This window comes from Mucilaginibacter koreensis (genome assembly GCF_054783355.1).
Window position 1 is genome coordinate 3,692,156 of sequence record NZ_BAAGQS010000001.1, and the last position, 21,649, is coordinate 3,713,804.

The 21,649-nt window shown below is 45.7% G+C and carries 12 protein-coding genes, 2 tRNA genes and 3 rRNA genes; 8 read left to right on the forward strand and 9 right to left on the reverse strand.

Translation table 11 applies throughout. The features are described from left to right. Positions 1 to 178 precede the first annotated feature (178 nt). The 3 genes from secA (at position 179) to ACYVNW_RS16490 (ending at position 5,242) form a co-directional block, all read left to right on the forward strand. Positions 179 to 3,478 (forward strand): preprotein translocase subunit SecA, encoded by a 3,300-nt coding sequence (secA, locus tag ACYVNW_RS16480; RefSeq protein ID WP_460680974.1) that lies wholly within the window; start codon positions 179 to 181, stop codon positions 3,476 to 3,478. Between the two features lie 125 nt (positions 3,479 to 3,603). Further along, positions 3,604 to 4,065: an SPOR domain-containing protein gene (locus tag ACYVNW_RS16485; protein WP_460680975.1), complete on the forward strand. Its 462-nt coding sequence runs from the start codon at positions 3,604 to 3,606 to the stop codon at positions 4,063 to 4,065. Next, complete coding sequence (locus tag ACYVNW_RS16490; protein WP_460680976.1) at positions 4,058 to 5,242, forward strand: M20 metallopeptidase family protein; 1,185 nt, start codon at positions 4,058 to 4,060, stop codon at positions 5,240 to 5,242. Before ACYVNW_RS16485 ends, ACYVNW_RS16490 begins: the two co-directional genes overlap by 8 nt. A 358-nt stretch (positions 5,243 to 5,600) precedes the next feature. Here ACYVNW_RS16490 and ACYVNW_RS16495 read toward each other — a convergent pair whose 3' ends face one another. The 9 genes from ACYVNW_RS16495 to ACYVNW_RS16535 form a co-directional block, all read right to left on the reverse strand. Beyond that, entirely contained in the window at positions 5,601 to 6,413 is an 813-nt protein-coding gene (locus ACYVNW_RS16495; RefSeq protein WP_460680977.1) for an enoyl-ACP reductase FabI, read from the reverse strand. Positions 6,414 to 6,448: 35 nt separating this feature from the next. Beyond that, a complete protein-coding gene (locus tag ACYVNW_RS16500; protein WP_460680978.1) occupies positions 6,449 to 7,234 on the reverse strand; it encodes an energy transducer TonB in 786 nt (261 codons plus the stop codon). A 5-nt stretch (positions 7,235 to 7,239) separates the two neighbouring features. Then, the gene (recN, locus tag ACYVNW_RS16505; protein ID WP_460680979.1) at positions 7,240 to 8,901 is read right to left on the reverse strand and encodes a DNA repair protein RecN; all 1,662 of its coding nucleotides are present in this window, start codon (positions 8,899 to 8,901) and stop codon (positions 7,240 to 7,242) included. A gap of 141 nt (positions 8,902 to 9,042) precedes the next feature. Continuing rightward, complete coding sequence (locus ACYVNW_RS16510) at positions 9,043 to 11,052, reverse strand: M56 family metallopeptidase (RefSeq protein ID WP_460680980.1); 2,010 nt, start codon at positions 11,050 to 11,052, stop codon at positions 9,043 to 9,045. Positions 11,053 to 11,060: 8 nt separating this feature from the next. Further along, complete coding sequence (locus ACYVNW_RS16515; RefSeq protein ID WP_460680981.1) at positions 11,061 to 11,432, reverse strand: BlaI/MecI/CopY family transcriptional regulator; 372 nt, start codon at positions 11,430 to 11,432, stop codon at positions 11,061 to 11,063. Positions 11,433 to 11,710: 278 nt separating this feature from the next. Beyond that, entirely contained in the window at positions 11,711 to 12,607 is an 897-nt protein-coding gene (gene porD, locus ACYVNW_RS16520; RefSeq protein ID WP_460680982.1) for a type IX secretion system protein PorD, read from the reverse strand. Next, entirely contained in the window at positions 12,591 to 13,805 is a 1,215-nt protein-coding gene (coaBC, locus tag ACYVNW_RS16525) for a bifunctional phosphopantothenoylcysteine decarboxylase/phosphopantothenate--cysteine ligase CoaBC (RefSeq protein WP_460681028.1), read from the reverse strand. The genes porD and coaBC overlap by 17 nt, the downstream gene beginning before the upstream one ends. Before the next feature lie 105 nt (positions 13,806 to 13,910). Beyond that, the gene (locus tag ACYVNW_RS16530) at positions 13,911 to 14,249 is read right to left on the reverse strand and encodes a DNA-directed RNA polymerase subunit omega (protein ID WP_460680983.1); all 339 of its coding nucleotides are present in this window, start codon (positions 14,247 to 14,249) and stop codon (positions 13,911 to 13,913) included. A gap of 16 nt (positions 14,250 to 14,265) precedes the next feature. Beyond that, on the reverse strand, positions 14,266 to 15,219 hold the full coding sequence (locus ACYVNW_RS16535; RefSeq protein WP_460680984.1) for an outer membrane protein assembly factor BamD: 954 nt from the start codon (positions 15,217 to 15,219) through the stop codon (positions 14,266 to 14,268). A 938-nt stretch (positions 15,220 to 16,157) separates the two neighbouring features. Here ACYVNW_RS16535 and ACYVNW_RS16540 point away from each other — a divergent pair. The 5 genes from ACYVNW_RS16540 (at position 16,158) to rrf (ending at position 21,596) form a co-directional block, all read left to right on the forward strand. Further along, a 16S ribosomal RNA gene (locus ACYVNW_RS16540) occupies positions 16,158 to 17,681 on the forward strand. Between the two features lie 308 nt (positions 17,682 to 17,989). Then, positions 17,990 to 18,064: transfer RNA gene (locus ACYVNW_RS16545), tRNA-Ile, on the forward strand. Between the two features lie 25 nt (positions 18,065 to 18,089). Further along, positions 18,090 to 18,163: transfer RNA gene (locus tag ACYVNW_RS16550), tRNA-Ala, on the forward strand. 245 nt (positions 18,164 to 18,408) lie between these two features. Then, positions 18,409 to 21,298: ribosomal RNA gene (locus tag ACYVNW_RS16555) — 23S ribosomal RNA — on the forward strand. A 186-nt stretch (positions 21,299 to 21,484) separates the two neighbouring features. Further along, a 5S ribosomal RNA gene (gene rrf, locus ACYVNW_RS16560) occupies positions 21,485 to 21,596 on the forward strand. Together the 16S, 23S and 5S rRNA genes with 2 tRNA genes alongside form the textbook arrangement of a ribosomal RNA operon. Positions 21,597 to 21,649: the final 53 nt, after the last annotated feature.

The following is a 21,649-nucleotide window of genomic DNA, read 5'->3' on the forward strand; positions in this document are numbered from 1 at the left end:
TTAAGTACTGAAAGTAAAAATATTAACCATAGCAATAAGAATAGTTAGTAACATAAACTTCCCCCTTTAGGGGGTTAGGGGGCTACTTTTCTATTTTTTTCTTACCTTTACCTGTCATAATGGCTTCAAATTGCCATTGGCGCAATAATTGAATAAAGTGCAGTAAGCAGAATAGTATATGTTAGGATTTATCAGTAAGCTTTTCGGAAGCAAATCAGAACGCGATATCAAAAGCATCCAGCCTTTGGTAGAAAAAACGAAGAGCGAATTTGCCAAGCTCGAAATGCTCAGTAATGATGAGCTTAGGGCAAAAACCATAGATTTTAAAGATCGCATCCAGCAGGGCCTGGCCGAGATAGATGAAAATATCCGCGCCGCCAAAGAAGAAGCCGAGCACCCCGAAGTGGATGTAAATGCTAAGGTAGAGCTGTATGCCCGTGTAGATAAACTGGAAAAAGACCGCAACAAAGAGCTGGAGGTGATTCTGTTGAATATCCTGCCCGAAGCTTTTGCTGTGGTAAAAGAAACTGCCCGCCGCTTTGCTGCCAACAAAACTATTGAAGTTACCGCTTCTGAGTTTGACCAGATGCTGGCGCAGTTTAAGCCGAATGTAGTGATACAGGGCGATAAAGCTATTCATCATAATACCTGGAGAGCTGCCGGTAATGAAGTAACCTGGGACATGGTGCATTATGATGTGCAGCTGATTGGTGGTATTGTACTGCACCAGGGTAAAATTGCTGAGATGGCTACCGGTGAAGGTAAAACCCTGGTGGCTACACTACCAGCTTACCTGAACGCACTGGCCGGACAAGGCGTGCACATTGTAACTGTAAATGATTACCTGGCCCGCCGCGACTCAGAGTGGATGGCGCCGTTGTACGAGTTCCATGGCCTTTCGGTTGATTGTATTGACCGCCACGAGCCTAATTCGCCGCAACGCCGCAATGCATATCTGGCTGATATTACCTTCGGTACCAACAACGAATTCGGTTTTGATTACCTGCGTGATAACATGACCGGCGACCCCGCCAGCCTGGTACAGCGCAAACACCATTTTGCCATGGTGGATGAGGTGGACTCGGTGTTGATTGATGATGCCCGTACGCCTTTGATTATTTCAGGCCCGGTACCACGCGGCGATGAGCATGAGTTTTATATGCTGAAGCCACGCATTGAGCGCCTCGTAAACGTACAGAAAAGCTATATCAATACGGTATTGAACGAAGCCAAGAAGCAAATAGCTGAAGGCAAAATTGATGCCGATGCCGGTGGCTTGGCTTTATTACGTGCCCACCGTGGTTTGCCTAAGAGCAAAGCTTTAATTAAATATTTGAGCGAAGGCGCTAACCGCCAGGTATTGTTAAAAACAGAAAATTATTACTTGCAGGATCAGGGTAAAGAAATGCCGAAGGTAGATGCCGACCTGTATTTTGTAATTGACGAAAAAAATAACTCGGTTGAATTAACCGAAAAAGGTATCGAACTGATTACCGCTTCGGGCGAAGATGCACAGTTTTTTGTGATGCCTGATGTGGGTAGCGAGATTGCTGAGATTGAAAAATCAAACCTGAGCGCCGAAGAGAAAGTAATGCGTAAAGACGAGCTGATGCGCGATTTCTCTATCAAATCAGAGCGTATCCACTCGGTTAATCAGTTACTGAAAGCTTACACTTTATTTGAGCGTGATACCGAGTATATTTTGGATGACGGAAAAGTAAAGATTGTGGATGAGCAAACAGGTCGTGTGCTGGATGGCCGCCGCTATTCTGATGGCTTGCACCAGGCTATTGAGGCTAAAGAGAATGTGAAGGTAGAAGATGCTACCCAAACTTTTGCCACTATTACCCTGCAAAACTATTTCCGTATGTACCACAAACTGTGTGGTATGACCGGTACTGCCGTAACTGAAGCAGGCGAGTTCTGGGAAATTTATAAGTTGGACGTGGTAGAAATACCAACCAACCGGGGTATACAGCGCGATGACCGTCAGGATTTAGTATACCGTACCATCCGCGAAAAATACAATGCCGTGGCCGATGAGATTGTGGCCTTAACCCAGGCCGGTCGTCCGGTACTGGTGGGTACAACTTCGGTTGAAATTTCGGAGTTATTGAGCCGTATGCTGAAATTGCGTGGCATTAAGCATAACGTGTTGAATGCCAAGATGCACCAAAAGGAGGCCGATATTGTGGCCGAAGCGGGTAAAGCAGGCACCGTAACCATAGCCACCAACATGGCCGGCCGTGGTACGGATATTAAGCTGGGCGCAGGTGTTAAAGAGGCTGGTGGTTTAGCCATTGTAGGTACCGAGCGCCACGAATCTCGCCGGGTTGACCGCCAATTACGTGGTCGTGCCGGTCGTCAGGGCGATCCGGGTTCTTCACAGTTCTTCGTTTCACTGGAAGACGGCCTGATGCGTTTGTTCGGCTCAGAGCGTATTGCCAACATGATGGTACGTATGGGTATTGAGGAAGGCGAAGTGATTCAGCACTCCATGATTACCAAATCCATTGAGCGTGCGCAGAAGAAAGTAGAAGAAAATAACTTTGGTATCCGTAAGCGTTTGCTGGAGTATGATGATGTGATGAACTCACAGCGTACGGTAGTATACGCCAAACGTAAAAACGCATTGTTTGGCGATCGCTTAGATGTGGATCTGAACAATACCATTTATGATGTGGTAGAAGATGTGGTAACCGAGTTTAAAGACAGCAATAACTATGATGGCTTTGAACTGGAAATCATTCGCCTGTTTGCCGTAGAGATTGAAACCTCGAAAGATCAATTTACAGCCATGAATGTGGCACAGTTAACTGATGCTACCTTCGAGACCGTAATTAATTTCTATCACCGTAAACAGGAAGCTATCGCCGAGCAGGCCTTCCCGGTACTGCAGGATGTATACCAAACCCGCGGCGATATGGTAGAAAATATCATTGTGCCTTTCACTGATGGTATTCATGGCATACAGGTAGCAGTTCCATTAGCCAAAGCGGTAGAGAACCACGGCTTGGAAGTATTTAAATCATTTGAGAAGAGTGTAACACTTTCTTTAATTGACGAGGCTTGGAAAGAGCACCTGCGCGAAATGGATGAATTGAAGCAATCGGTACAGAATGCTGTTTATGAACAGAAAGACCCATTGCTGGTTTATAAGTTCGAAGCTTTTGAATTGTTCCGCCAGATGCTGGCCAATGTGAATAAAGAGATGGTAACGTTCCTGTTCAGAGGAGGCATCCCCGTACAGCAGCAGCCTGATGAAGTTCGCGAGGCCCGCCCGGTACAACCGAGTGTGGACATGCGTAAAATGAGAACTTCTAAACCCGAACTGGTGCAGGAAAACAACGGCGTACCTGTAGAGGATTTACAGGAAATGCAAAAGCAGGAGCCTGTACGTGTAGAGCAAAGAATTGGTAGAAACGATCCTTGCCCATGCGGCAGCGGCAAAAAGTTTAAAAACTGCCACGGCGCGTAATTAGAATAAAATAATTAAAGACGTCATTGCGAGGTACGAAGCAATCTCTCTACATCATGCCAAATGAGCGTTTAGAGGTTGCTTCGTTCCTCGCAATGACGTTAATAGCTAATTAAGAAATCGAAATGAATAAAGCAGCACTTGTTTATAAAGCACTCATGTTTGTAAGCAGTTGCTGCTTATTTGTTATAGTATCGGCTAATCAATCTACCGCTCAAACACGCGGCAGGGTAGAGGTAATTAAAGACAGCCGTATTGATACCCTGATTGCCCGACGATATACCCCTAAAAAGGCCGGTGGTTTAGGCAGCCCTTATTCTACCTTTGGTTACCGGGTGCAGTTCTTTAGTGGCTCTAACCGTAGAGATGCTTTCCGGGCACAAACCCAGTTCCAGGAGATGTTCCCGGAGTACCGTACTTATATCAGTTACAAAGAACCCAATTTTAAAGTTAAAGCCGGCGATTTTCGTTCGCGCATGGAGGCAGGCAAATTACTGCAGCAATTGCGTTCGCAGTTTACTTCGTTGTTCATCCTGTCCGAGCGTATTAATCCGCCGCTTAATCCAGTTCCCGAAAACAATGATTAAGGAAAAAATTCAAGCGCTTGCCAAAGCCATCTATGGCGATGTAGTCAACACCCGCCGTCATTTACATATGCATCCCGAATTGTCATTTCATGAGGTAGCAACTTCTGCTTATGTGGCTGCACAACTGGATGATTTGGGTATTCCGTACATCCGTATGGCAGATAACGGGTTGGTGGGTTTGATCAAAGGCAGTAAACCATCCGATCAGGTTATCGCCTTGCGGGCAGATATGGATGCTTTACCCATTGTTGAAGCTAACGAGGTAGGTTATAAATCACAAAACCCCGGCGTTATGCATGCTTGCGGTCACGATGCCCACACCTCATCGCTATTAGGTACAGCTAAAATATTAACCGAATTAAAAGATGAGTTTGGCGGTACTGTAAAACTGATTTTTCAGCCGGCTGAAGAAAAGCTACCCGGTGGCGCCAGCTTGATGATTGCTGAAGGTGTACTGGATAACCCCAAGCCGCAGGCCGTAATCGGTCAGCACGTAATGCCGCTGATTGACGCCGGTAAAGTAGGTTTCCGTGCTGGTAAATATATGGCCTCTACTGATGAACTGTATGTAACCGTAAAAGGCAAAGGGGGCCACGGCGCACAGCCCCAGCAAAATATTGACCCTGTTATTATTACCGCACATATTTTGACTGCTTTGCAGCAGGTGGTAAGCCGCTTTGCCGACCCGAAGAGCCCTTCGGTGTTATCTTTCGGTAAAGTAATTGCCAATGGCGCTACTAATGTGATCCCTAACGAGGTTTACCTGGAAGGTACTTTCCGTACGATGGATGAGAAATGGCGTGAAGAAGCGCACCGCCGTATGAAAAAAATGGCCGAAGGCATTGCCGAAAGCATGGGCGGAAGCTGCGAATTTAACATCATGAAAGGCTATCCTTTTTTGATCAATGAAGAAAAGCTAACCGCTGCCACCCGCAGCCATGCCGAAGATTACCTGGGCAAGGAAAATGTGCTTGATCTGGATATCTGGATGGCCGCCGAAGATTTTGCCTATTACTCACAGGTAGCCGACAGTTGTTTTTATCGCCTGGGTACCCGCAACGAAAGCCGGGGCATTACCTCATCAGTACATACACCAACTTTTGATATCGAAGAGTCGGCGCTGGAAGTCAGCACCGGTTTAATGGCCTACTTAGCTTTAAAGCAATTAGGAAATTAATATAAAAAGGCCTGTGTAAGCAGGCCTTTTTCGTTCACTGCTTTTCTATTGTACTGAGCGCCAGCGAAGCACTTGTACATAAACTCTTTCAAGCGCACTTACGTTGTCATGCTGAGGTACTCGAAGCATAGGCGCAGAGGCTGCTCAAATGAGCGTTTCTGTTACCACCCTTCGACGGAGCTCAGGATGACAAAGGAAGTGCTAAAAAGCAATAGCGTGATTTAGCGTGGAGCTTTTTCGCTGCCGCTCAGAACGACGTTTATGCCAATTATATGTCTTAAACACCATTTCAACAAAAAGTACCACCAACAAAAAAGGCGCTGTATATACAGCGCCTTTTCATATTTAAAATCAAATCTTATTTCTCCATCTGCTCAATCACTGCTTGGGTAACGCCGGTGAAAGAGAAGCCACCATCATGAAACAGGTTCTGCATGGTTACCATTTTGGTTAAATCTGAGAACAGGGTTACACAATAATCGGCACATTGCTCGGCTGAGGCATTACCCAACGGACTCATTTTTTCGGCGTAGCTGATAAAACCATCAAAGCCTTTTACGCCAGAACCTGCGGTGGTGCGGGTTGGTGATTGCGAAACGGTATTGATGCGTACTTTTTTCTCAATACCATAATAATAGCCAAAGTTACGGGCAATGCTTTCCAGCATCGCTTTGTTATCGGCCATATCATTGTAGTCAGGGAATACACGCTGGGCAGCAATATAAGTTAAAGCCACTACAGAACCCCACTCGCTGATGGCATCCTGTTTCATAGCCACCTGCAATACGCGGTGTAAGCTCAGGGCCGAAATATCTAAACCTTTATGGGTAAAATCGTAGTTATTTTCAGGGTAGCGGTTGTTTTTGCGCACATTTAAGCTCATGCCGATAGAGTGCAGTACAAAATCTACCTTGCCACCAAAATGTTCCTGGGCTTGGGTAAACAGGTTTTCAATATCTGCAGTCACGGTAACATCGGCCGGAATTACCGGTGCGTTGATTTGCTCGGCCAACTGATTGATGGCACCCATGCGCAGGGCGATAGGGGCGTTGGTTAACACAATCTCGGCGCCTTCTTCGTGGCAACGCAATGCTGTTTTCCAGGCGATTGATTTTTCGTCCAGCGCTCCGAATATAATTCCTTTTTTACCTTTTAGTAAGTTATAAGCCATGGTTTTGAGTGTTTTTTCAAAGCGGTAAAGGTATGCTATTTATCAGTTAATTGAAAATTGATAATTACGGATGATTGACTGGCCACCGCCCGCCCATCATAGCGGGCAGGTTTCCATTTTGGGCTACGTTTAACCGCAGCCAAAACGGCTTCATCACAACCGTAACCAATGCCCCGTACCAATTCATAATCATGCAACGAGCCATCAGGCTGTATCACAAAGCTTACCTCAACTGCACCTTCTATATTAGCTTTAACTGCTTTTTCGGGATAGGTTATTTGTGAATTGATAAAATCCTGAAACTTAACTTCATTTTGTGAGAAGCGTGCCGGAACCCATACATCGTGAGCAATACCGTAAAAATCAAGCAGTACAGAATTGGTGATGATTTTAAATTTAGGTATTTCTTTTTTCCTGTTGCGCTTCGCTGTAATTGTAGCTAAAGTTTTTTGTGCTTCAGGTTGTTCAATTGGGGGCAAATGTATTTGTATATACCTGCTGCCTGAATTGATACAGTGAATCACTTTTTTATCCCAATAGATATCTAAGGTATCATGAGGCAATGCACCTTTTATTACAAATTTGCCTTGCTTATTGCTTTCACCATAAGGGTGGTAACCTTTGTAAACAAAATGCCGGTTCCGTGAAATCAAAAGTAAGTCAGCAACAGGATTACCCAAGGCATCATAGGCTTCACCTGTAATATTAATGGTATCCTGAGTTATGTTTTCGTAGGTAGGCTTAGGCTGTGCGGGAATATATTGCGCTTTGCAAAGTGCAGATGTGATCAACAACAGGCAAAAGGGTAGTGCAATTTTCATTGCCCTTACCCTTTCAATAGTTCCTTAGCGTTCTTCAATGCACTTTCACCCGGATTATCGCCGCTCAGCATTTTGGCAATTTCGGTTACCCGTTCCTGCTGGCTCAGTTGTTTCATGCGGGTGGTAGTAGTAGCGCCTGCATTGTCTTTATAAACAAAATAGTGGCTGTTGCCTTTGCTGGCAATTTGCGGTAGGTGAGTAATGGTAATTACCTGCAGATTGTTAGCCAGGCGTTCCATAATCTGGCCTACCTTGTTGGCTACCTCGCCCGATACACCGGTATCAATCTCATCAAAAATGATGGTAGGCAATGCCGTATAGCGGGCAATGATAGATTTTATACTCAGCATCAACCGCGAAAGCTCACCACCGGAGGCCACCTTGCTCATTTCGGATAAAGCATGGCCTTTATTGGCCGTAAACAGGAATTTGATTTGATCTGTGCCGTTTTTTGTTAGTTCACTATTGGGTGTAGGCTGCTGCTCCACTTTCAGGATGGCATTGCCCATACCCATTTCGCTTAATGTTTCCATTACCTGGCGCTCAATTTCGGGTATGGCTTGGCTGCGGTTGGCTGATAGTTTTGCAGCCAGGTGCTCCAATTCTTCTATTTGCAGGGCAATTTGCTCACGCAGGGCCTCGATCTCTTCGCCGCCCGACTCTACCTGCTGCAATTTGTTGGATAAATCTTCCTGAATAGCCAGCAGTTCAGTATTGCTGCTTACCCGGTGTTTTTTTTGCAGGTTGTATATCAGTGTAAGGCGGGTGTTAATTTCATAGGCACGCTCCTCGTTAACCTGGGTGCGGTCTTCCAGTTGCTCAATTTCGCCGGCAATATCACGCAGTTCAATTACAGCACTGTTTAAACGCTGGTGTAAATCAGCTATCTCGTTGCTGAATTTCTCTAAGGCGGATAACTGCTGACCGGCTTCGCGCAGCTGCAGAATGGCTGCGGTTTCACCCTCCTGCATCAGGTAATGGGCGCCGCTCAGGCTGCGTTTAATTTCTTCGGCGTTATTTAAAGCATAGAGTTCCTGCTCCATGCTTTCCTGCTCGTCAGGCTGCAGGTTGGCTTTTTCCAGTTCATCAAACTGAAACTGGTAAAAATCTAAATCGGCTTTAGCTTTTTCGTTCTCATCAATCAACTGCTGCAAACGGTTTGCATTTTTGCGATAAGCACGAAACTTGCCCTGGTAATCGCTTAACTGTGTAGCATGGCCGGCAGCGGCGTCAACTACCAGCAACTGAAATTCCGGATCGTTGATCTCCAATGTGGCATGCTGGGAGTGAATATCAATCAGCTTTTCGCCCAGCTGCTTCATGGTAGCCAGATTTACCGGCGTATCATTTACAAAAGCGCGCGACTTGCCATCGGCGGATATTTCGCGGCGTAGTACGGTTTCAGCCTCATAATCGAGGTCATTATCTTCAAAAAAAGCTTTTAAGTGAAAATCCGAAATTTTGAATAGCCCCTCAATCACACACTTTTTTTGCTGATTAAAAAAGTAGCGGCTCTCGGCGCGCTGGCCTAATATAAGCGACAAGGCACCCAGTATAATAGATTTACCAGCACCGGTTTCACCTGTGAGTATGTTTAATCCGCCATCAAAACTGATGTCCAGATTGTCAATTAATGCGTAGTTATTTATGGTAAGCTGATGCAGCATAAAAAAAGTATCCTCTTGCTTAGAGGATACTAAATTACAAATAATGAGCCTAAATTGTTAGGAATTGTATATCGGTAATCTTGTCAGTAACTGAGGGAAAAGGGAGTGATAGAGATAATCAAATATTAAATATCGCTTCGTTTAACAACCACGCGGACCGGGTTTGGCCAGAAAATTTTTATAAAGGAAAGTCATATCAGCGCCTGTTTTTTCAGGCTGTTCTTTAGCCTCCGGTTGTTCTAGCTGCTCCGGCTGCTCTTTCATTGCTTTTTCAGGATGCTCTTTCAACCATTGTTTGTAGGCAGGGCTTTGTAGGTATTCCTGTAATTTTTTGCTGGCTTTTTGCAGTTCCTGCTGCTCCTGCTTCATTTTAGGGTTTTGCTGGTAAGCTTTCATCTTGGCTTCCAACTCTTGCATCTTAACTTTTGAGGTTCCATCAAACTTACCTTTATAGGCTTGGGCAATGCTATCGCTTAACCGATGAATGTTTTCCTGCTGTTGTTTCCAATCTGTAGAAGTGTACTGTTTTGCCATTTGTGAAGCTGCCAAGCCAATTTGCTCTTGGGCTTTTATAGCTTCGGGCGAACTGCTGATTTTACCGATGGATTGACTAAGGCGAGTAATTTCGGCCATTTGTTTTTTGTAAGCAGCACTATTGGTATTTAAGCCAGCCAATTTAGCACTTGCCATACCTAATTGTGCGGACATGCGTTGAAACTCGGGTGTGGCAAATGATTGGGCCAGTTGTTTGCTGGCATCGGCCAGTTGTTGGTTCAGGCGTGCCTGTGTTTCTTTATCCGGCTGTTGCATAGCTACCTTAACCGCCATTTCTGCTTGTTGCGATATCAAATGCTGCATTTCGGGCGTATTGTATACTTCAGCTATCTTAGCGCCTTCTTTGCCCATTTCTTCGGCGTACTTAGTAAACTCAGGGCTGGAGTAATACTTGCCCACTTTATTTGCATGCTTTTCTATCTCTGCACTTAGTCGGTCAAGTTCAGGATTGTCACCTTTACGGTATTTTCTTCCTGATATGGTTTTGATTGAAGGTTTTGAGGCGATTTTTGATGGCTTAGGCCTGATGGTATCGCCCATCATACGGCTGATGATAGCCGGCTTTTCAATTTTTACCGACAGCTTGCCGTCTTTCAATTCAGGGTTGATCCATGCAATGCTGCCGAAACTGATGCCTACAGCAAGTAGACTTAATAAGAGGTGGCGAAGGTTGCCCGAAGGCTTTGGTGTTTTCATGATACGTTGTATTCGGTTAAATAAATGATATTTTTTGCCGGTGGCTGCCATCGCTAATTGCAGAGCCACCTGGCGGTTGGTTTCCAGTTTAAGTAAAGCCTGGGCATACACCAGGGGCTGCCCGGTAATGCTGACGACTATATCATCGCAGCAATTCTCACGTTCCTCGTTCAGGTAACGGTTAAACAACTGTGCAAAGGGGTTGAAGAACAACAGGGTAGTTGCCAGTTGCTGGAACAGGTTAAGCAAAAAGTCGTTACGGCTAATGTGGGCGAGCTCATGCAAAAGTATGGCCTCAATTTCGGTAGCCGATAAGCCGGTAGAGAGGGTAACCGGTAGCAAAAGCACTGGCTTTAAATGCCCCATTACACAGGGCACATTCACATACTCACTGACGATTAACCTTACCGGGCGCTTTAGATTGAAATGCTGAACGGCTAAATTATTGGCTTGTATTTGCAGCGCTGTAGCTATTGTGTTAAAGCGTTTAGCTAAACCCAAATGGTACCAGGCATAGCCCATGCGGCAACTGCTGATGATAAAGCCACATACATATATAAAGGTGATGTAGGGCAGGTAAATATTTAAATCGAACTCATAACGGTTTACCGCTTGCAAAGGTTGATAGGCCGGCTCAAATGATGGTAGTGCATCAGTAAGTTTTAAAGGTTGTGCAATTACTTTAACATCGGCTTTTAACTGTACCAGCAGTGTATATAAAAACCATAACGTTAAACTAAACATGCCTGCGGCCAACAAGCGGTATTTGCTTTTAGCAGATATCTCCGGAAAGCAAAACAAACACATCCGGATAAACATATAAATCAATAGACCCTGCCATAGCGAGTGAATAATAGTGATGCCTAAAATGTGGCTTACTGCCTGCCAGATGCTTTGCATAGCTTTATTTATTTTTTGGGTGAGTTAAACTGATCCAGGTAATTTTTGATGGCTTCAATCTCATCGGTCGAAGTCTCGTGATTGCCCAGGGCCTGCATGACTAAATCGGCAGCTGAGCCTTTGAATACGGTAGAGATAATCTTATCCAATGCTGACTTTTGTGCCTGCTTCTGGCTTACTTTAGCTTTATAAATATGGGTTTTAGCCGATGTATCCCGGTCGACCAGTCCTTTGTCGAACATAATCTGCATCAGTTTCAGGGTAGTGGTGTAACCAGCCTCTTTGCTTTTGGCTAATTCCTCGTGCACTTCACGTACGGTAGCCTGCTTCTTAGCCCAAAGTACCTGTAGTATTTCTAACTCACTCTCAGTGTATTTCATATATACGAATCTCTTCGTACAAATATCTACGATGATTTTCGTATATGCAAATGATTTAAAAAATATTTTTTGAATACTAATTTTAATGATGCGTAAAAATGAAAGCCGTATTTAAAACATCAGAGCATGTTATTTCGACCGTAGGGAGAAATCTTCTTCATCAAGCCAATCTGCTGTAAACTTATCACTTGAAGAAGATTTCTCCCTACGGTCGAAATGACATGAGGGGAAGGCCGCTATTTATATTAAAAGAAAGAGTTTTTGCCGATAGCGACAGATCAATTCATCAATAACACCTGATACTTATTCCCATTTGCCGGATCGGCTTTTAAGAAGATGTTAGCAGCCTGCTGTTTTTGCTGAATGTTGGCGCCACTGTAAATAGATACCAGTTCGTCGCGCTTGGCTGAGAAGAATAGATTGGGCAGCATGGCACCGAGACGGGTACGGTCTAACTGTGTTAATACAGGCAATACCGCATCAATGCTTTGCAAACCACGGCCCGGATTATCGGCCATTAAATCCAGCCCGTTACGATGATAATCATAAATAAAGCTGCGCAGAGGGATATAAGTTTTATTCGCCAGGTTTTCAGATAGCCAATAGCGATTCAGGTTGTTGTCAAAGGCCTTCCACCCTTTGTAAGATGAGGATTGGGCGTTAATTACCACATTTTGCGCGCTGGCAAAAAAAGGCGTACCGCCATAACGGGCAAAACTATCATAATCAAACCCCACAATAAGGTAGGCATAATAAGCCAGCACGGAAGTTAAATTGCTTTGAAAGTTCTGATCATTGTAATCCATGGTTTGCCCTTCGGTATACACAAAATCAAAATCGCGGTCGTTGGTATTTAATAGGGTAGTATTATAAGAAGAGTTATATACCGGGCGCGAAGATTGCACCTGCAGTTCGCCGCTAAAGTTGCTGCCATTATCCCAGGCGGTAATATTGAGTACAAAGTTGCAGTCAATTTTTTCAGCAGGCTTAATTACATCAGGTGTCCATTTGCGGCCGTTCAAAAAATCGCGTATGGCATTTTCCAATGCCTGAAATACCCGTTTATTGGTTGTTTGCACCTTGGGCGACAATACCTGTACACGCGCATTCAAATCCTGCGCCCAGGTAAAGGTGCTTAAGCATAGTAAAAGTAACAGGCTACTTAGTTTCTTCATGTGGTGGCAACAATTCAATTACCTTAGCGCAAATATCTCGGGCTACCTCAGTTTTAGTTTTAAGTGCGAACGTAGTTTTATGCAAGTTCTTATCAATCAGAGTTACCTTATTGGTATCGGTTTTAAATCCGGCCCCGGCATCGTTCAATGAGTTCAGCACAATTAAATCGAGGTTTTTACGCTGCAGCTTTTCAATGGCATACTGCTCTTCATTATTTGTTTCGAGCGCAAAGCCGACTAATAATTGGTTTGTACGTTTTTGTTCACCCAGTCGTTTTAAAATATCGGTAGTTTTTTTCAGTTCGATATTTAACCCGGCTTCCTGCTTTTTAATTTTTTGTGCTTGCGGCTGTGCCGGTGTATAATCGGCTACGGCAGCGCTCATAATGCAGATATCGGCCTGTGTAAACACTTGCTCGCAGGCAGTCAGCATTTCGGCAGCCGACGTAACTTGGATAAGATGTGCCGCATTATCCGTATGCTGCGCCGTTGGCCCGCTAACCAAGGTAACTTCGGCACCTAAACTCGCCATCTCATCAGCTATAGCATAGCCCATTTTACCCGATGAGTGGTTGCCAATGAACCGCACCGGGTCAATCGCCTCATAAGTAGGGCCGGCTGTTACCAGCACTTTCCGTCCTGCTAAAGGTAGTTGGTGATTCATATGCTGATGAAGGAAAGCCACAATTTCCTCCGGTTCGGCCATACGCCCTTCGCCATTAAGCCCGCTGGCTAATTCTCCGCTGCCCGGCGGTATCAATATATTATGGTATGATAACAGCTTACTGATATTGGTTTGCGTGGCCTGATGCTTCCACATATCCAAATCCATTGCCGGTGCGAAGTATACAGGGCATTTAGCCGATAGGTAAACAGCACTTAATAGATTATCGCATAATCCACCGGCCAGTTTGCCCAATGTATTAGCGCTAATTGGAGCAATGAGTAACAGATCGGCCCAAAGGCCCAATTCAACATGGTTATTCCATTCGCCGGTGTCAGGTTTGAAATAATTGACCGATACCGGCTTTTTAGAAAGGGTAGATAAAGTTAAGGGCGTGATAAAATGCGTAGCATCTTCTGTCATTACTACCTGCACCTCTGCGCCGGCTTTTATGAGCAGCCGTACCAATAATGCCGATTTGTAAGCTGCAATACTGCCGCAAACGCCCAAAACTATTTTTTTACCCTTAAGCACGTTGTAAATTTTTAAGTTCAAAAGTAAATAATCAAAGCTCAAAACACAGCAAAGGCGCTAAAAATCATTTCAGCGCCTTTGTTATAACGTATAAGTATAAGATACTTACTTAGTTTCCTGTTCTTTGGCCGGGTTGCGGTAATATACTTTACCGTCAATAAACTCCTGTACCGCTACTAATACTGGTTTTGGCAGCTTTTCGTAGTGTTTAGAAATTTCAATTTGCTCGCGGTTTTCAAACACTTCTTCCAGGTTATCATTTGATGAAGCAAACTCAGAAAGCTTCTGGTGTAACTCTTCTTTCAAATTGTTCGATAACTGGTTGGCACGCTTGCCCATAATTACAATCGACTCATAAATGTTATCGGTTGACTGGTCAAGCTCGCGCAGGTCGCGGGTGATGGTGCTGCCTGCTACAGTTGATGGTTTATTATTATTGCTCATATCTATTCTCTTGCTATTATTCTTGTGGTGGAATTTTTTGATGTTCGTTAATATCAATTGATGATTGCGTAGGCTTGATCTTATCAGCGCTGGTGTCTTGCTTGGCTATTTCTTTGGCCAGCTTGCGCGGGTTTTCTGCTGCCAGTTGTGCAAGCTCGCGTTTTACACGTACAATGCCGTTTTCGCTGTCGCGTTTATATTGCTGTGCATTACGCAGGTAAGTACTGCTCGGGTATTTTTCTTCAAATTGATCAACCATGGTAGAGGTTTGCGCATAGCGTTCTTCTTTACGTACCTCTAAACTTACTTTGGCATATTCATATTGTGAAACAATACTCAGGTACTCCAGCTCTTCAGCATACTTAGTATCCGGATAGTCACGTAGCACATTACCCATTGAAATTACAGCCGATTTATAATCACCTATAGTATAATATAGCTTTGCGTTAGCATAGGCTTTTTCCTCAAGGCGGTCACGCAGGTTCTGAATGATTTTGTTAGCCTCGGTTACGCGGTCGCTTTTCGGGTATAAATTGATGAACAGCTGCATGGCATCAATCGCTTTCTGCGTATTTGACTGATCTAATGAAAAGCCGGGCGCATCCAGATAATAACAATAAGCGTTCATGAAGCGGCACTCTTCAGCTCTCGGGCTGGTAGGGTAGGTTTCGGCAAACTGCTTGAAGTGATAACTGGCCGAAGTATAGTCCTTCAGTTTATAATTAGTGTAGGCATAATAATAGAATAGATCTTCGGCTCCGCTCTGTCCACGGTAATGAGGCGCCAGGTTTTCAAATAAATCAAGCGCACGCCCGTAATCTTTCTTATTATATAGTCTAACCGCTTCCTGATACTTGCGTGGGTTGTTGTTGCTGGCCTTGAGCTTTTCAAATTTGCTCTTACATCCAGCTACTATAATAATAAATGCAATAAACAGCGTTGCAATATATACGAATTGCTTTTTAAACATCCTGCAAAGATAGTTGAATAATGTAAATCAATCAATTAATAATTAGAGGGCTAAAATAATAGTATTGTCACAACAGGTGTAATTACATTAGTACATTTAACACTATTTAACCAATGTATGCGATATAATAGCTGAATAAAAGGAGGAAGAACGAAGTGTCGAAAATATACTGCCTGTAAAACAAGGCATTAGAAGATTACAGGCAGGATTTAACGCAAACAGTTTGCAAGAATCAATACTGTTTGTACCTTTGCAGCCCGCAAAAGAGATAGCGGAGTTCTTTAACATCAAGCTAATAACAACAAGAGCAAAACAAAACGGTTTTTTAATTTTTAAAAAAAAGTTTTGAAAATGTGATAAAGGTTGTTACCTTTGCACTCCCGATTAACACCGGGCAGTACATTGAAAAAGCTTAAAAGCGACGGTTAAGAGTAGTGTTGAAGCGATGTTTAATCTCTTCAAAATTTCACTCAAAAAATTTGAAAAATAATTTGGAGAGAATAAGAAAAACAATTACCTTTGCACTCGCAAAAACAACGAAGCTTCCGGTCAATCTGGGAGCAGAGAAAACAAGCAAATCAAGTAACCTTACGGGGTTAACGAGAGATAAAAGAGGCGGCCCGCGACGGTGACTGCTGAAGAAAGTTCTTTTAAAGGAAGATAAGATCATGCAAGCGAGGCTTGGTGAAGTGGAGTTAAGCTAAGAGGCTTAATGCAAACGACATCATGGCGCGTAAACATAGAAGGAAAACAAGCAAGCAAGCTAAGAATATCCCTGAAGTCAATTTGGAAAAAGGATCGGCTTACTTACCTTGAGAAAGGTGGGTTAAGCGCTAAGGCAATAAACAAGACAAAACAAGTTAATTGATTAGTAAGATTCTAACTTTGAGAAAAGTATAGGGTCAGAGCAATTGAACTTAACATTATAAAGAATATTTACAATGGAGAGTTTGATCCTGGCTCAGGATGAACGCTAGCGGCAGGCCTAATACATGCAAGTCGGACGGGATTGGGGAGCTTGCTCCCCATGAGAGTGGCGCACGGGTGCGTAACACGTATGTAACCTACCTTCGTCAGGGGGATAGCCTCTCGAAAGAGAGATTAACACCGCATAACATAGTGAAGTGGCATCGCTTTACTATCAAATATTTATAGGACGAAGATGGGCATGCGGGACATTAGCTAGTTGGTAAGGTAATGGCTTACCAAGGCAATGATGTCTAGGGGATCTGAGAGGATGGCCCCCCACACTGGTACTGAGACACGGACCAGACTCCTACGGGAGGCAGCAGTAAGGAATATTGGTCAATGGGCGCAAGCCTGAACCAGCCATGCCGCGTGCAGGAAGACGGCCCTACGGGTTGTAAACTGCTTTTGCGCCGGAATAAACCCTCTTACGTGTAAGAGGCTGAATGTACGGCGAGAATAAGGATCGGCTAACTCCGTGCCAGCAGCCGCGGTAATACGGAGGATCCAAGCGTTATCCGGATTTATTGGGTTTAAAGGGTGCGTAGGCGGCCTGTTAAGTCAGGGGTGAAAGCCGGTAGCTCAACTACCGAAGTGCCTTTGATACTGATGGGCTTGAATGCAGCTGAAGTGGGCGGAATGTGACAAGTAGCGGTGAAATGCATAGAGATGTCACAGAACACCGATTGCGAAGGCAGCTCACTAAAGTGCGATTGACGCTGAGGCACGAAAGCGTGGGGATCAAACAGGATTAGATACCCTGGTAGTCCACGCCCTAAACGATGAACACTCGATGTTGGCGATATACGGTCAGCGTCTAAGCGAAAGCGTTAAGTGTTCCACCTGGGGAGTACGCCCGCAAGGGTGAAACTCAAAGGAATTGACGGGGGCCCGCACAAGCGGAGGAGCATGTGGTTTAATTCGATGATACGCGAGGAACCTTACCCGGGCTTGAAAGTTAGCGAATGATTCAGAGACGAATCAGTCCCTTCGGGGACGCGAAACTAGGTGCTGCATGGCTGTCGTCAGCTCGTGCCGTGAGGTGTTGGGTTAAGTCCCGCAACGAGCGCAACCCCTGTGAATAGTTGCCAGCACATAATGGTGGGGACTCTATTCAGACTGCCTGTGCAAACAGAGAGGAAGGAGGGGACGACGTCAAGTCATCATGGCCCTTACGTCCGGGGCTACACACGTGCTACAATGGATGGTACAGCGGGCAGCTACCTGGCAACAGGATGCCAATCTCGTAAAGCCATTCACAGTTCGGATCGGGGTCTGCAACTCGACCCCGTGAAGTTGGATTCGCTAGTAATCGCGTATCAGCAATGACGCGGTGAATACGTTCCCGGGCCTTGTACACACCGCCCGTCAAGCCATGGAAGCTGGGGGTACCTGAAGTATGCAACCGCAAGGAGCGTCCTAGGGTAAAACCGGTAACTGGGGCTAAGTCGTAACAAGGTAGCCGTACCGGAAGGTGCGGCTGGAATACCTCCTTTCTAGAGAAGCATTAGCGCTGGCTACCGGTATATAGCAATGTATATCATCAGCGGCTATCCTTTTTCTACAATGGCGCAGGTTATTCAAATATTGGCGAGCTGTATAAGTAATCCATTCGAATGTTTACAACTCACCTGCGTGATCTTTTCCTTTCTTTATTCAAACACACGAACGAAACGCGTACGCACTAAGGAGTGCGCACAAGTAAAGAGGAAACCCTAAGTAAAGAGAAAGCTCATATCAGTGGGCGCCAGACGAACGAATCACGAGGGTGCCTGTGTCTGTAAGTTTTGCAGACCAACCACAGAGTCCCGTAGCTCAGTTTGGTTAGAGCACTACACTGATAATGTAGGGGTCAGCAGTTCAAATCTGCTCGGGACTACTATAGCGTAAGCGACTTTACGAGAGGGGAATTAGCTCAGCTGGCTAGAGCACCTGCCTTGCACGCAGGGGGTCAACGGTTCGAATCCGTTATTCTCCACACTTGCCAAACGGCGTTCAATAGTTTACTAGTTCATTGGTTAAGCCCAATGTACAAATGAACAACTGAACAAGCCACCGGCAAAACGTTCTTTGACATCATGGAAAGAAGTAATTGAAGAAAAACTGAGTAAGACAACAGTGAAGGACAATTACGGCAGGCCGTCAGTAGTTAGCAATAACGAAAGCGTCTGAAAGTAATATCCAAATAAAAGCATACCCTTACGAGCAAAAGCGTAAGGTGTAGAAGAAAGTAAGAAAGGGCACACGGGGGATGCCTTGGCTCTCAGAGGCGATGAAGGACGTGATAAGCTGCGATAAGCTGCGGGGATTTGCACATAAGAGTTGATCCGCAGATTTCCGAATGGGGAAACCTAATCTATTGAAGATAGATTGCATATAATGCGCAAACCCGCTGAACTGAAACATCTAAGTAGGCGGAGGAGAAGAAAACAACAGTGATTTCCTGAGTAGTGGCGAGCGAAAGGGAAGGAGCCCAAACCAGTTATGTTACGGCATACCTGGGGTTATAGGACCACGATATTGTATCATAAAATGAACCGGAAGGGCATGGGAAGGCCCGCCATAGAGCATGAGAGCTGCGTACGGGTAAGTAATATGGGCATAGTGGTATCCTGAGTACCGCGAGGTCGGAGACGCCTTGTGGGAATTTGCCGGCACCATCCGGTAAGGCTAAATACTCCTGAGAGACCGATAGTGAACCAGTACCGTGAGGGAAAGGTGAAAAGAACCCCGAGCAGGGGAGTGAAATAGAACCTGAAACCGTGTGCTTACAAGCGGTCGGAGCGTACATGTTGCGTGACGGCGTGCCTTTTGCATAATGAGCCTACGAGTTACTCTTCTCTGGCAAGGTTAAGGGCTTAAGGCCCGAAGCCGAAGCGAAAGCGAGTCTGAACAGGGCGTGCAGTCAGAGGAGGTAGACGCGAAACCTTGTGATCTACCCATGGCCAGGTTGAAGGTGCCGTAACAGGTACTGGAGGACCGAACCGATAAGCGTTGAAAAGCTTCCGGATGAGTTGTGGGTAGGGGTGAAAGGCTAATCAAACTGGGAAATAGCTCGTACTCCCCGAAATGTTTTTAGGAACAGCGTGGCGGTCAAGTTACAAAGAGGTAGAGCTACTAATTGGGTGCGGGGGAGTCAAATCCTACCAAATCCAGATAAACTCCGAATGCTTTGTAATATACGCTGCAGTGAGGCTCTGGGTGCTAAGGTCCAGGGCCGAGAGGGAAAGAACCCAGACCATCAGCTAAGGTCCCCAAATTACCATTAAGTTGAACTAACGAGGTCCGGCTGCACAGACAGCTAGGATGTTGGCTTGGAAGCAGCCATTCATTTAAAGAGTGCGTAACAGCTCACTAGTCGAGCGGCCGGGCATGGATAATAAACGGGCATTAAATGGTATACCGAAGCTATGGATTGTATATTGATATACACTGGTAGGGGAGCATTCTAACGGCGGAGAAGCCAGAGGCGGCAAGCCCTGGTGGAGCTTTTAGAAAAGCAAATGTAGGCATAAGTAACGATAAGGCGGGAGAGAAACCCGCCCACCGAAAGACTAAGGTTTCCTGATCAACGCTAATCGGATCAGGGTTAGTCGGGGCCTAAGGATAAGCCGAAGGGCGATTCCGATGGACAGCAGGTTAATATTCCTGCACTTTTTTATGCTGCGATGCAGTGACGGAGTAGTGAAACTTCCGCGAACTGACGGAATAGTTCGTTAAAGGCCGTAGGTATAGGGCGTGTAGTTAAGTACGCATGCTTTGCTGAAAGCTGATAGTACCGCAAACCTTCGGGCGAGCGGATAGTGAAGGTAACCAGGCTTCCAAGAAAACCTGCTAAGCTTCAGGCATAAAAAACCCGTACCGTAAACCGACACAGGTAGTCGAGGAGAGAATCCTAAGGTGCTCGAGTGATTCATGGCTAAGGAACTCGGCAAAATGGCCCTGTAACTTCGGGAGAAGGGGCGCTGGTAGCAATATCAGCCGCAGTGAAAAGGCCCAGGCGACTGTTTAACAAAAACACATGGCTTTGCAAAATCGAAAGATGACGTATAAGGCCTGACACCTGCCCGGTGCTGGAAGGTTAAGAGGGGATGTTAGTGCTGTAAGGTGCGAAGCATTGAATCGAAGCCCCAGTAAACGGCGGCCGTAACTATAACGGTCCTAAGGTAGCGAAATTCCTTGTCGGGTAAGTTCCGACCTGCACGAATGGTGTAACGATCTGGGCGCTGTCTCAGCCATGAGCTCGGTGAAATTGTGGTATCGGTGAAGACGCCGGTTACCCGCAACGGGACGGAAAGACCCCATGCACCTTCACTATAGCTTAACATTGATGCCGGCTGCAGGATGTGTAGGATAGGCGGGAGCCAGTGAAGCGGGTTCGCTAGGACTCGTGGAGGCAATCTTGAAATACCGCCCTTTCTGCAGTGGGTGTCTAACCCCTGACACAGGGGAACATTGTTTGGCGGGTAGTTTGACTGGGGTGGTCGCCTCCAAAAAGGTAACGGAGGCTTTCAAAGGTAAGCTCAGTACGCTTGGTAACCGTACGGGGAGTGCAATAGCATAAGCTTGCTTGACAGTGAGGCCGACAAGCCGAGCTGGGTCGAAAGACGGATATAGTGATCCGGTGGTTCTGCATGGAAGGGCCATCGCTCAAAGGATAAAAGGTACGCTGGGGATAACAGGCTGATCTCCCCCAAGAGCTCATATCGACGGGGAGGTTTGGCACCTCGATGTCGGCTCGTCACATCCTGGGGCTGGAGAAGGTCCCAAGGGTTCGGCTGTTCGCCGATTAAAGTGGCACGCGAGCTGGGTTCAGAACGTCGCGAGACAGTTCGGTCCCTATCTGTTGTGGGCGCAGGAAGTTTGAGTGGGGCTGACCTTAGTACGAGAGGACCGGGTTGGACAAGCCGCTGGTGAACCTGTTATGCCGCCAGGTGTACGGCAGGGTAGCTACGCTTGGAATAGATAAGCGCTGAAAGCATCTAAGTGCGAAACTAGCCACAAGATGAGACTTCCATTGAAGGCCGTAGTAGACGACTACGTTGATAGGTGACAGGTGTAAAGCTGGTGACAGCATAGCCGAGTCATACTAATCGCCTGAAGCTTTCTTCGAAAAGCATCAAGGTGGGCATTGCCGAACAGGCTTTGCCCATCCCAAAGCACACAGCAGTATAGAAATATACAAACTAAAGCACTGCAAAAGTCTTACCCAGGCTTTTCCTTCAATCACTCCTTTCCCTGAATTGTCATTGTTGTAAGCTGCAGCCCCAGGCCGGCAGCCCACCAACACTTAAAATATTCAGGTGCCTATATCGGCGGTGTCCACCTCTTCCCTTTCCGAACAGAGTAGTTAAGCCCGCCAGAGCCAATGGTACTGCCGTAACAGGTGGAAGAGTAGGTCGGCGCCATACCTTACAAACTAAACCCCCTTACTGAATAAGTATGGGGGTTTTCTGCGTTGTGG

Excerpts from the sequence above, each read along its gene's own strand:
- ACYVNW_RS16485 (WP_460680975.1), top strand. The coding sequence starts at position 3,604 with ATGAATAAAGCAGCACTTGTTTATAAAGCACTCATGTTTGTAAGCAGT.
- ACYVNW_RS16500 (WP_460680978.1), bottom strand. The coding sequence starts at position 7,234 with ATGAAAATTGCACTACCCTTTTGCCTGTTGTTGATCACATCTGCACTT.
- ACYVNW_RS16535 (WP_460680984.1), bottom strand. The coding sequence starts at position 15,219 with ATGTTTAAAAAGCAATTCGTATATATTGCAACGCTGTTTATTGCATTT.
- ACYVNW_RS16490 (WP_460680976.1), top strand. The coding sequence starts at position 4,058 with ATGATTAAGGAAAAAATTCAAGCGCTTGCCAAAGCCATCTATGGCGAT.
- ACYVNW_RS16495 (WP_460680977.1), bottom strand. The coding sequence starts at position 6,413 with ATGGCTTATAACTTACTAAAAGGTAAAAAAGGAATTATATTCGGAGCG.
- recN (WP_460680979.1), bottom strand. The coding sequence starts at position 8,901 with ATGCTGCATCAGCTTACCATAAATAACTACGCATTAATTGACAATCTG.
- ACYVNW_RS16530 (WP_460680983.1), bottom strand. The coding sequence starts at position 14,249 with ATGAGCAATAATAATAAACCATCAACTGTAGCAGGCAGCACCATCACC.
- porD (WP_460680982.1), bottom strand. The coding sequence starts at position 12,607 with ATGAAGAAACTAAGTAGCCTGTTACTTTTACTATGCTTAAGCACCTTT.
- secA (WP_460680974.1), top strand. The coding sequence starts at position 179 with ATGTTAGGATTTATCAGTAAGCTTTTCGGAAGCAAATCAGAACGCGAT.
- ACYVNW_RS16515 (WP_460680981.1), bottom strand. The coding sequence starts at position 11,432 with ATGAAATACACTGAGAGTGAGTTAGAAATACTACAGGTACTTTGGGCT.
- ACYVNW_RS16510 (WP_460680980.1), bottom strand. The coding sequence starts at position 11,052 with ATGCAAAGCATCTGGCAGGCAGTAAGCCACATTTTAGGCATCACTATT.